Raw genomic sequence first — 11313 nt, forward strand, 5'->3', positions numbered from 1 at the left:
GCCACAGTCCTACAACCTCCGATGTTGCATTAAAACCACATAATGTCGGTTCAGCTTTTTCGGGGTTCGATCCCCAGCGCGTCCAACCGCTTGCGCAGCGTATTGCGATTGAGGCCCATCGCCCGCGCCGCGCGCAACTGGTTCTGGCCGTGGCGGGCGAGCATCGCCTCGATCAGCGGCCGCTCCACCTCGGCGATCACCCGATCGTAGAGCGTACCGTCCTCCAGCGCCTCTGGTCGCTCGTGCGCGATACGATCGATCAGCGCCCGGATGGCAGGCGCGATATCCGTATCCACGGCTGCGGCGGCGGGCTGGGGCGTTCCCAGCATCGCGCAGATTACCTCGGCATCGATCACCTCGTCGCGTGCCAGTACCGCTAGCCGCCGCATCAGGTTCTCCAGTTCGCGGACGTTGCCGGGCCACGCATGTGCTTCCAGCACCGCCACGGCATCCGCCGCCAACCGCCGACGCGGCAGACCCTGATCGGCGGCCTGCCCCAGGAAATACTGCGCCAACAGCGCCACATCCTGCCGCCGTTCGCGGAGGGCCGGCAGCGCGACCGGCACGACGTTCAAGCGATAGAACAGGTCTTCCCGGAACAATCCGGTGCGCACCTGCGCCGCCAAATCGCGGTTAGTCGCCGCGACGATCCGCACATCGGCGCGGATCGTGCGGGCGCCGCCCACGGTGGTGAACTCGCCCGTCTGCAAGACGCGCAACAGACGAGTCTGTGCCTCGATCGGCATATCGCCGATCTCGTCGAGGAAAAGCGTCCCGCCGTTGGCCTGTTCGAACCGACCGGCGGATCGCGCCGCCGCGCCGGTGAAAGCGCCGCGTTCATGCCCGAACAACTCCGCTTCGATCAGGTCGCGCGGGATCGCCGCCATGTTGATCGCCACGAACGGCGCCGCCCGTCGCGCACCCAGATCATGGATGGCGCGTGCCACCAGTTCCTTGCCCGTGCCGGATTCGCCGGACACCAGCACGGTCAGATCGTTGGAAACAACCCGAGCGATGACGCGATAGACGTCCTGCATCGCCGGCGACCGCCCGATCAATGGCAGCGCCGCATCCTCCGCCGGTCGATCGGGCGCCGCCACCTGACCGCCCCGCGCCAATGCCCCGGTCACCGCCCGCGCCAGCACATCGAGGTCGAATGGCTTGGGCAGATAGTCATACGCGCCAAGTTCCGCCGCGCGCACGGCGGTCGTCAGCGTGTTCTGCGCGGACAGGATGATGATCGGCAGTTGCGGAAACCGGTCAGCCACTTCCCGCATCCGGTTGATGCCGTCACCATCGGGCAGCACGACGTCGCTGATCAGCACGTCCGGCGCCCCCGTCGCCAGCACCCGGTCGAGTTGCGTCAGACTGTCCGCGGTCAGGACGGTATGACCGGACCGCCGCAGCGCTTGTGCCACCACCGTCCGGATCGCGGCATCGTCATCGACGACCAGGATCGTGCTCATGCGCCGGCCCGCGGCAGCAGGAGGCGCAGCACCGTTGCGGGCGGCGTTCCCTCCCGCGCATATTGAACGATACCCCCCATGTCGCGGACCAGCTTGTCGACCAGCGCCAGCCCCAGGCCTTGCCCCTCCGGTCGGCCGGAAATGAACGGGTCGAACAGATGCTCGGCGATGTCGGCCGGTGCACCGGGACCATTATCGATGACGCATATCTCGATCGGCAACGGCAGTCGCGGCTGGCCGTCACCCGCAGCGCGCGTGACACCATGACGATAGGCGGTGGTGATGGTAAGGCACGGTTTCCGTTCGTTACGAACGGCTTCGCTGGCATTCTTCAACAGGTTGATGACGACCTGCGTCAACGCATCGCGGTTGATCCGGGCGAGCGGCAGCGAAGGGTCATAACGCTCGTCGATCCGCACGCCGCGCGCGAAGCCTGCCAGTGCCACGCCACGCGCATGCCCCAGCAACGGATAGATATTTTCCGCCGCCAACGGCAACGGACGGGTGTCCCCGAATTCCTGCATGCGATCGATCAGCCCGGCGATCCGATCGACCTCGGTGACGATCAATTGGGTCAGCTCACCTGCCCCCAACAGCTGGGCAGCCCCGCGAATGCCCGACAGCGGGTTACGGATTTCATGCGCCAGCATCGCCGCCGCCCCCACCGCCGCCCTTGCGCCGGCGGCTCGATCGCTCGACTGTCCCAGTCCACGCGAACTGGCCGCATTGTGCAATGTCACCGTCCGCCAGCCCGAATGATCGGCAATCTGCGCCTCGACGAAATCGACCCGCATCCGCACGCCGCGTGCCGTCGCGATCTCGGTATCGTACACCGCGAAGCCATATCCGTCGCGCACCTCGACCCCGGCCGGCGGGGGCAGGATCGCCGCCAACAGCTGGCCCACCATAATCCGTTCCGACAGGTTCAGCGTCTGTTCGGCCATCGCATTGGCATGAACGATCCGATCGTCGGGACCGACGACCAGCACCGCGACGGGCAACGCGGCGAACAGATCGGCAAAGCCCGGCCGGTCGCGCCGAACGGGCTCAGGCCGCAGCAAGTCGTCGCCAGGGCGCGTAGAATTCCGCCAGCATCGCCTTCACCCGATCGGCGTCGGGTTCCTGATTCACGGCATTGCGGAACTCGGCCGATCCGGTCAGCCCCTTGGTGTACCAGCCGATATGCTTGCGGGCCATGTTCACGCCGGTGAATGTGCCGTAATGATCGAGCATCGCGTCGTAATGCTCCACGATCACGCGATATTGCTCGTCCAGATCGGGGTCCGCCACCCGCCGCCCCGTGGACAGCCATTCCATAACCTGACCCAGCAACCATGGCCGGCCATAGGCACCTCGACCGATCATGATGCCATCCGCGCCCGACTGTTCGAGCGCGGCCTCCGCATCCTCGATCGAATTGATATCGCCATTGGCGATGACCGGGATGGAGACTGCCTGCTTGACGTTGGCGATGAAGCGCCAGTCCGCCTGGCCCTTGTACATCTGGTTGCGGGTGCGACCGTGCACGGTGACCATCTTCACGCCCAGATCCTCGGCGATCCGCGCGAGTTCGGGCGCGTTGAGGCTGTCGTGGCACCAGCCCATCCGCATCTTCAAGGTCACCGGCGCGGACACGGCCTTGACCACCGCCTCGATCAGGGTCGCGGCCAGCTTGGGCACGCGCATCAGCGCCGATCCGGCATCGCCATTGGTGACCTTGCGCACCGGGCAGCCCATGTTGATGTCGATGATCGCCGCCCCGCGATCCTCTGCCAGCTTCGCGGCTTCGCCCATTTCATACGGGGTACAACCGACCAGCTGCATCGACACCGGTTCTTCGGAGAGATGCCACGCGGTCTTCTGCATCGACTGCCGCGTCTCGCGGATCGCCGCCTGACTGGCGACCATTTCGGTCACGTTCAGGCCCGACCCGTATCGGCGGACAAGCGTGCGGAACGGCATATCCGTCACGCCGGTCATCGGTGCGAGCACGACGGGGCAATCGATCCGGACGGGGCCGATCTGGATGGGAGCAAGAGTACGCATTGATGTGCCTGAAATTTGAGCAGCCTTTACGCTCGCGCCTCCGTGCTGGCAAGCTGCCCCACATCGCGCTAGGCGCCGCGCCATGACCCGTCCCAGGACCGCCGCCCTGATCGTCGCCGCCGGCCGTGGCCTGCGCGCCGGCACCAGCATCCCGAAACAATATGCGCCCGTCGCCGGCCGGGCGATGCTCGCCCATGCCTATGCGGCCTTCGCCGCCCATCCCGGCATCGACGAGGTGATGGTGATGGTCGCGGAGGGACAACAGGCCATGGCCCGCGCGGCGATCGGCGATGAGGCGGCCATCGTGACGGGCGGCGTCCTGCGCAGCGACTCGGTAGCAATCGGCATAGAGGCGCTGTGCGATACGGCCGACCGTGTCCTCGTCCATGATGCCGCCCGGCCATTCGTGCCTTCCGTCGTCATCGATCGAGTTATCGCCGCCCTGGATGACGCGGACGGAGCCATCCCGGCGCTGGCCGTCGCTGACACCCTGACGAAGGACGACGGCACGCTTGTCCCGCGTGACGGCGTGTATCGGATACAGACGCCCCAGGGGTTCCGCCTGCCCATTCTGGTACAGGCGCACGCCGCCTGGCCGGCGGATGAAGACGCGACCGACGACGCGCAGATGGTGCGACGGGTTGGCGGACGCGTCGCATTGGTGCAGGGCGATGTGATGCTCGACAAGGTCACCTATCCCGAAGACTTCGCTGCCGCCGAGGCGCGAGTGACGTGGGAAACCCGCTCGGCCAGTGGTTTCGATGTCCATCGCCTGGAGGCAGGCGAGGAATTGTGGCTGGGTGGCATCCGCATCCCGCATGACAAGGGCCTGTCCGGTCACAGCGATGCCGACGTGGCCCTCCATGCGCTCACCGACGCACTGCTCGGCACGATCGCGGCGGGTGACATCGGCACCCATTTTCCGCCCAGTGATCCGCAATGGCGCGGCGCTGCATCGGACCAGTTTCTGGCGCATGCCGCCTCCCTGATCGCGGCGCGCGGTGGCCGTATCGATTTCGTCGATCTGACGCTGATCTGCGAAGAACCGAAGATCGGTCCCCATCGCGACGCGATGGTCACCCGGATCGCCGCCATCCTGAACCTGACCACCGATCGCGTCAGCCTGAAGGCGACGACGACAGAACGTCTTGGTTTCACCGGGCGCGGCGAAGGCATCGCTACGCAGGCGATCGCCACCGTCAGCCTGCCGCGGAGCGCGTGATGAAGTTTGCCGCCCTTTTGCCTGCCATCGCCCTGATCGCATCGCCCGCCGCCGCGCAACGTGGTTGCCTGACGGATGCCGAAGCCGAATCGCTGGCCATCGTCGCCCTGCCGGAAATCTTGCGGGACACCGGCCGGGTCTGCGCGACGCGCCTGCCCGCCGCCAGCCTGATCCGCCGCGATCAGGGGCCGTTGATCGCGAAATATCAGACCGCCGCCGACCGCGCCTGGCCCGGCGCCCGCGCGGCGATCGTGAAGCTCAGCGACCCGACAGTCGATCTTCTGCTGCAATCCGATTATGCCCGCCCGGTGCTGACCAGCCTGATCGTTCCGCAAATCGTCGGCCGGATCGATCTGGGCGACTGCGCCACGATCGATCGTCTCGTGACCGATCTGGAACCCCTTCCCGCGCGGAATACGGCGGGCGTCGTCGTCACCGTGCTGCGTTATCTGAAGGCGGATGCGGCCCGGAACGGCAAGACCGGCGTTCCCAATCTACCGCTATGTCCGGTGTCGTGATGGACACGTTGCTCCCTCCCGAACTGGTCGATGCCGCCCAGCGAGTGGTCGATGCCTATCGCGCGGTCGGTCGGCGCATCGCACTGGCCGAAAGCTGCACGGGCGGTCTGGTCGCTGCGGCGCTGACGGAAATTCCCGGATCGTCCGACGTGCTGGAAGCGTCGATCGTCACCTATTCCAACGAAGCGAAGGCGGCGCTGCTCCGGGTAAGTACCGACGTGCTCGAAACCTTCGGCGCCGTCTCTGTCGCCGTCGCGTGGAGCATGGCCCGCGGAGTGCTGGAAAAGACCGGGGCCGACGTCGTCGTCGCGATCACCGGCATCGCCGGCCCCGGCGGTGGATCGGAGAAGAAGCCGGTTGGCACCGTCGTGTTCGCCCGCGCGGACAAGGGCGGTGATGCCACCGACGTCCATGCCGACCGCCGCCAGTTCGACGATACCGGTCGCGGCGGGATCAGGCTTCAGGCGGCGCTCTGTGCGCTCGAACTACTGTTGCCACCGCCACCAGTGTTGCTGGAGCCGTAAAGCGCCGCGGCGCGCGTCTCGAACGCGCCGATCATCCGGCGCAGCGCCTGACCGAACACCTGACCCGCGAGCATTTCGAAGACGCGGTTCTTGAACGCGAAATCCACGCTGAAATCCACGGCGCAGCCTTCGCCTTCGGACCGAAACGCCCATTCGTTGCGCAGATGCTTCAACGGCCCATCGACATAATCGACGGCGATCCGCGTCGCCCGTTCTTTCTCGACCCGGCTGGTAAACGTTTCCCGTAAACCTTTGAAGCCGACGATCATGTCGGCCAGCGTCTCCGTCTCGCTATCCTTGCGAACGCGCATCGCGGTTACCCATGGCAAAAACTCGGGGTAGCGTTTCACGTCGGCGACGAGGTCGAACATCTGCTCCGCCGTATAGGACAGATGCCGGGTTTCATGATGCTTTGGCATGGGATCGTCAGGCGCTAACGCCGCTCCCCGCCGGCGCTGTCCGGGTCACGCCCAGCTTCGCGTCGCGCGTCGCCCGCAGCTTCGCGAAATCGTCACCGGCGTGATAGCTCGACCGGGTCAATGGCGACGACGCCACCAGCATGAACCCCTTGGCACGCGCGATGCCGGCATAGGCATCGAACGCCTTGGGCGTGACGAATTCGGCCACCTTGGCATGACGCGGCGTCGGTTGCAGATACTGGCCCATCGTCAGGAAATCGATGTCGGCCGATCGCATGTCATCCATCACCTGATGAATTTCCAGCCGCTGCTCACCCAGTCCCAGCATCACGCCCGACTTGGTGAAGATCGACGGATCATGCCGTTTCACGCTCTCCAGCAATCGCAGCGACGCATAATAGCGCGCACCCGGCCGGATCGTCGGATACAGCCGCGGCACGGTTTCCAGATTATGATTGTACACGTCCGGTCGCGCTTCGATGATCGCCTCGACCGCGGCCTGCGCCTTGTTGCGGAAATCCGGCGTCAGGATTTCGATCGTCGTAGTCGGATTCGACCGACGGATCGCCTGGATCACCTTGACGAACTGCGATGCGCCGCCATCTGGCAGGTCGTCACGATCGACGGAGGTGATGACGATATGCGCCAGCCCCATCTGCGCCGCCGCATCCGCGACATTCTGCGGCTCCATCGCATCGACCGCGCGCGGCATGCCGGTCTTCACGTTGCAGAACGCGCACGCCCGCGTGCAGGTGTCGCCGAGGATCATGACGGTCGCGTGCTTCTTGCTCCAGCACTCACCTATGTTGGGGCATGCCGCTTCCTCGCATACGGTCGTCAGGCTTTTCGACCGCATCAACTCACGGGTGGCCGCAAATCCGGCCGAGGTGGGCGCTTTTACGCGAATCCAGTCGGGTTTGCGCTGACGGGCGGGAGCCGAAACAGATGACAGATCGTTCATGTTGTCTAATATAGCGCGTGCATCGACACGGAACAACGAAGGGCTGATGACGAATGAGAAAGTTCAAGGATCTGATCGACGGCTATTACCGGTTCCGCGGTAACGAGTGGATCGACGAGCGTGAGAAATGGACCGAGCTGGCCGGTGGCCAGACGCCGAAGGTCATGGTGATCGCGTGCTCGGACAGCCGCGTCGATCCCGCAACGATCTTCGGTACGCGTCCCGGTGAGGTGTTCGTGGTGCGCAACGTCGCCAATCTGGTGCCGCCGTTCGACCCCAGCGGCGGCCTGCACGGTGTGTCGGCGGCGATCGAATTCGCCGTCACAGTGCTGAAGGTCGAGGAAGTTCTGGTGCTTGGCCACGGCCAGTGCGGCGGCGTGAAGGCATCGCTGTCGGGCGCACTGACCGATGCCAAGCCCGGCGAAGGTGGCTTCGTCGCCGAATGGATCAAGTTGCTAAAGGATGCCCGTGAGTGCGTGGTGTCGGAACACGGCACCGGACCGGAGGGCCAGACGGCGCTGGAACAGGAAGGCGTGAAGGTCTCGATCGAGAACCTGAAGACCTTCCCCTTCGTGCAGGCCGGCATCGATGCCGGTACGCTGGAACTGAAGGGCGCCGTCTTCGCGATCGACGATGGCAAGCTGCGCATCCTGAGCGATAACGGCAGCTTCGAAGCCGCCTGACGATCTGCCGTTGCGCCGTCCGATCCGGGACGGCGCAACGGCATTTACAGATCAGCCCGCTGTTGGCGAGACGATGGCGGCGGTGTCCTTCCTGGGTTCGGCCGTCGAACGCAAATTCAGCTCGCGCAACTGCTTGGGCGTCGCGAAGTTGGGCGCTCCCATCATCAGGTCTTCCGCCTTCTGGTTCATCGGGAAGAGCACGACCTCACGGATATTGGGCTCACCCGCCAGCAACATGACCATGCGATCGATACCCGGCGCCGATCCGCCATGCGGCGGCGCGCCGAACTTGAACGCGTTTATCATGCCGGCGAAGTTCGTATCGACATCGGCCTGCGTATAGCCCGCGATCTCGAACGCCTTGTACATGATCTCCGGCCGGTGATTCCGGATCGCACCCGACGACAGCTCGATGCCGTTGCAGACGATATCGTACTGATAGGCCAGAATATCGAGCGGGTTCATCGTCTCCAGCGCTTCCATCTCACCCTGCGGCATCGAGAAGGGGTTGTGGCTGAAATCGACCTTCTTGTTGTCTTCGTCATACTCGAACATCGGGAAATCGACGATCCAGCAGAACTCGAAACGGTTCTGGTCGATCAGGCCCAGGCTCTCACCGACGCGCGTCCGGGCCAGCCCGGCCAGCTTGGCAGCCTGCGCTTCCTTGCCCGCTGCAAAGAAAATGCCATCGTCGGGACCGAGGCCGAGTGTCTCCGCCAGCTTCGCCATGCCTTCCTCGCCATGGTTCTTGGCGATCGGCCCGCCCCATTCGCCGCCCTTGCGCGTGGCATAGCCCAGCCCCGCAAAGCCCTCGCTCTGCGCCCAGCCGTTCATGTCGTCGAAGAATTTGCGGCTTTTATCGGCGGTGTTGGGCGCGGGGATCGCCCGCACCACATCGCCCGCCTCGACGATCGACGCGAAGCGGCCAAACCCCGAACCGGTGAAATGATCCGACACGTCCGAAATCAGGATCGGATTGCGCAGGTCGGGCTTGTCGTTGCCATATTTCAACATCGATTCGCGGTAAGGGATGCGCGCGAACGGCAGCGCCGAAACCTGCCGGCCCCCCTTTGCTCCGGAATGGCCCTGCCAGTCGGCGAATTCGGTGAACAGGCCATGCAGCACCGGCTCGATCGCCTGGAACACGTCTTCCTGCGTGACGAAGCTCATCTCGAAATCGAGCTGATAGAACTCGCCCGGCGAACGATCCGCACGGGCATCCTCGTCGCGGAAACAGGGCGCGATCTGGAAATAGCGATCGAAACCGGCGACCATCAACAGCTGCTTGAACATCTGCGGCGCCTGCGGCAGCGCATAGAACTTGCCCGGATGAACGCGGCTGGGGACCAGATAGTCGCGCGCGCCCTCGGGCGACGAGGCGGTCAGGATCGGCGTCTGGAATTCGGTGAAGCCCTGCCCGATCATGCGGTTGCGGATGCTGGCGATCACCTGCGACCGCAGCATGATGTTGGCATGCAGCCGTTCCCGCCGCAGATCGAGGAAGCGATAGCGAAGGCGGATGTCTTCGGGATACTCGGCATCGCCAGCGACCGGCATCGGCAATTCCTGCGCCGCGCTCTGTATTGTGACGCTACGGGCGAACACTTCGATCTCGCCCGTCGCAAGGTTGGCGTTGGCGGTGCCATCGGCGCGCGCTTTCACCACGCCATCGATCGTGACGACCGATTCGGTCCGCACCGACTCCAGCACCGGCAGCACCGGCGAATCGGCGTCCGCCACCACCTGCGTGATGCCGTAATGATCGCGCAGATCGATGAACAGCACGCCGCCATGATCGCGCTTGCGATGGACCCAGCCGGACAGGCGGACGGTCTCGCCGACGTTGGCGGCGGTCAGGCCGGCGCAGTTGTGGGTACGATAGGCGTGCATGTGTGTCATCTCGCATACGCCGCCACCGCACGGTGAGCGCGGGAGCGGCCAAAAGGATCGAAGGCCACTCCCCTTCCCACCCCCTCTTTGTCAACCCGCGTACGCTCGCTATGGGTGGGCGGATGCATATCCACCCGTTAATCACCGACAGCGCCACGCTCGCCAATCTGTGCGCCCGCCTCGCCAATGCCGACTTCATCACGGTCGACACCGAATTCATGCGGGAGAGCACCTACTGGCCGGAACTCTGCCTGATCCAGATCGCCGACGTGAACGAGGCGGCGGCGATCGATCCGCTGGCACCGGGGCTCGACATGAAGCCGCTGCTCGATCTGCTGGTCGAGAATGAGGATGTGCTGAAGGTGGTCCATGCCGGCGGGCAGGATATCGAGATCGTCTACAATTTGACCGGCAAGACGCCGCACCCGCTGTTCGATACGCAGGTCGCGGCGATGGCCTTGGGGCAAGGCGAGCAGATCGGCTATTCCAATCTGGTCGATAGCTGGCTGGGGATCGCGGTCGACAAGGGCGCCCGCTTCACCGACTGGTCGCGCCGTCCGCTCGATGCGCGCCAGATCGAGTATGCGATCGGCGATGTCACGCACCTCGCCGCCATTTTCCCGATGATGCTGGAACGGCTGCGCAAGACCGGGCGCGGCGCGTGGCTGGATCAGGAGATGGAGCGGCTCGCCGATCCTTCCAATTACGCCAACGAACCCGATCTCGCCTGGAAGCGCGTCCGTGTCTCCGGCCGCAAGCCGGACATGCTCGGTCGGCTGAAGGCACTCGCCCGCTGGCGCGAACTGGAAGCGCAAGCCAAGGACCTGCCACGCGGCCGCATCGTCAAGGACGAGACGCTGGGCGACCTCGCCGGCAACCCGCCGCGCAAGCAAAGCGATCTCGCCAAGGTACGCGGTCTGTCGGCAACCTGGGCCGGCAACGATATCGGCGCTCGGCTGATGGCGGCGCTGGAGTCGGCCGAACCCCTGTCGGCGGATGAATTGCCGGCGCGCGACGATCGCAAGCCGGGGTTGGGCAAGGAAGGGTCTCTCGTCGCCGATCTGCTGAAGCTGCTTCTGAAGATTCGCGCCCGCGATATCGACGTCGCGTCGAAACTGCTCGCTCGTTCGGACGAACTGGAAGCATTGGCGGCCGGCGCGCGTACCGGATTGCCGATGCTGGAGGGTTGGCGCTACGATCAGTTCGGGCGCGATGCGGTCGATCTGGTCGAGGGCCGTCTGGCGTTCGCGGTCAAGAACGGCCGGTTGAAGATGACCCGTGCGGAAGAGGTTGCATGAAACTGATCCTGATATCGGCGGCCGTGCTGACGGCGACTGGCTGCACATCGATGCCACCCGTCACACCACCGACCGGTCCCTGTGGCGTGGACGACGCGATGCGGCGGCGGTTCATCGGCACCGATTTCAAACTGACGATGCGCGACGAGATTCAATATGGCGCCAACGCCCGAACCGCACGCGTGCTGCGCCCGGACGACGCGGCGACGATGGATATGCAGCCCGACCGGCTGAACATCTTGCTCGACGACAACGGCAAGGTGAACGACCTGCGCTGCGGCTGACG

Annotated in this window: 12 protein-coding genes; 6 read left to right on the forward strand and 6 right to left on the reverse strand. The window is 64.9% G+C overall.

Annotated features, from left to right (window positions below; genetic code table 11):
* Window positions 1–50 precede the first annotated feature (50 nt).
* The 3 genes from ntrC to dusB are packed head-to-tail and all read right to left on the reverse strand — an operon-like array spanning window position 51 to window position 3512.
* Window positions 51–1466, reverse strand: coding sequence for a nitrogen regulation protein NR(I) (ntrC, locus tag JAO74_RS04205; protein ID WP_199035479.1), 1416 nt, complete (start codon window positions 1464–1466; stop codon window positions 51–53).
* Window positions 1463–2527, reverse strand: coding sequence for a two-component system sensor histidine kinase NtrB (locus JAO74_RS04210; protein WP_199035482.1), 1065 nt, complete (start codon window positions 2525–2527; stop codon window positions 1463–1465). Before JAO74_RS04210 ends, ntrC begins: the two co-directional genes overlap by 4 nt.
* Entirely contained in the window at window positions 2514–3512 is a 999-nt protein-coding gene (gene dusB, locus JAO74_RS04215; RefSeq protein WP_199035484.1) for a tRNA dihydrouridine synthase DusB, read from the reverse strand. Before dusB ends, JAO74_RS04210 begins: the two co-directional genes overlap by 14 nt.
* A gap of 82 nt (window positions 3513–3594) precedes the next feature.
* On the opposite strand from dusB, the gene JAO74_RS04220 reads away from it, so the two are divergent.
* Genes JAO74_RS04220 through JAO74_RS04230 form a run of 3 tightly spaced genes read left to right on the forward strand, consistent with a single transcriptional unit; the run spans window position 3595 to window position 5776 of the window.
* A complete protein-coding gene (locus JAO74_RS04220; protein WP_199035486.1) occupies window positions 3595–4734 on the forward strand; it encodes a bifunctional 2-C-methyl-D-erythritol 4-phosphate cytidylyltransferase/2-C-methyl-D-erythritol 2,4-cyclodiphosphate synthase in 1140 nt (379 codons plus the stop codon).
* Window positions 4734–5252: a hypothetical protein gene (locus JAO74_RS04225; RefSeq protein ID WP_199035488.1), complete on the forward strand. Its 519-nt coding sequence runs from the start codon at window positions 4734–4736 to the stop codon at window positions 5250–5252. The genes JAO74_RS04220 and JAO74_RS04225 overlap by 1 nt, the downstream gene beginning before the upstream one ends.
* A complete protein-coding gene (locus JAO74_RS04230; RefSeq protein ID WP_199035490.1) occupies window positions 5252–5776 on the forward strand; it encodes a CinA family protein in 525 nt (174 codons plus the stop codon). The genes JAO74_RS04225 and JAO74_RS04230 overlap by 1 nt, the downstream gene beginning before the upstream one ends.
* Here the strand turns inward: JAO74_RS04230 and JAO74_RS04235 are convergent.
* Window positions 5713–6195: a type II toxin-antitoxin system RatA family toxin gene (locus tag JAO74_RS04235; RefSeq protein ID WP_199035492.1), complete on the reverse strand. Its 483-nt coding sequence runs from the start codon at window positions 6193–6195 to the stop codon at window positions 5713–5715. The genes JAO74_RS04230 and JAO74_RS04235 overlap by 64 nt on opposite strands.
* 7 nt (window positions 6196–6202) lie before the next feature.
* Entirely contained in the window at window positions 6203–7156 is a 954-nt protein-coding gene (gene lipA, locus JAO74_RS04240) for a lipoyl synthase (protein ID WP_199035493.1), read from the reverse strand.
* A gap of 53 nt (window positions 7157–7209) precedes the next feature.
* On the opposite strand from lipA, the gene JAO74_RS04245 reads away from it, so the two are divergent.
* Window positions 7210–7839 (forward strand): carbonic anhydrase, encoded by a 630-nt coding sequence (locus JAO74_RS04245; RefSeq protein WP_199035494.1) that lies wholly within the window; start codon window positions 7210–7212, stop codon window positions 7837–7839.
* A gap of 51 nt (window positions 7840–7890) precedes the next feature.
* Here the strand turns inward: JAO74_RS04245 and aspS are convergent, their stop codons facing one another.
* Window positions 7891–9729 (reverse strand): aspartate--tRNA ligase, encoded by a 1839-nt coding sequence (aspS, locus tag JAO74_RS04250; RefSeq protein WP_199036064.1) that lies wholly within the window; start codon window positions 9727–9729, stop codon window positions 7891–7893.
* Window positions 9730–9851: 122 nt separating this feature from the next.
* On the opposite strand from aspS, the gene rnd reads away from it, so the two are divergent.
* Together rnd and JAO74_RS04260 are read left to right on the forward strand one after the other, a co-directional pair.
* Window positions 9852–11027, forward strand: coding sequence for a ribonuclease D (gene rnd / locus JAO74_RS04255; RefSeq protein WP_199035495.1), 1176 nt, complete (start codon window positions 9852–9854; stop codon window positions 11025–11027).
* Window positions 11024–11311 (forward strand): I78 family peptidase inhibitor, encoded by a 288-nt coding sequence (locus tag JAO74_RS04260; RefSeq protein WP_199035496.1) that lies wholly within the window; start codon window positions 11024–11026, stop codon window positions 11309–11311. Before rnd ends, JAO74_RS04260 begins: the two co-directional genes overlap by 4 nt.
* Window positions 11312–11313: the final 2 nt, after the last annotated feature.

It is taken from the genome of Sphingomonas mollis (assembly GCF_016427505.1).
Taxonomy (GTDB): domain Bacteria; phylum Pseudomonadota; class Alphaproteobacteria; order Sphingomonadales; family Sphingomonadaceae; genus Sphingomonas; species Sphingomonas mollis.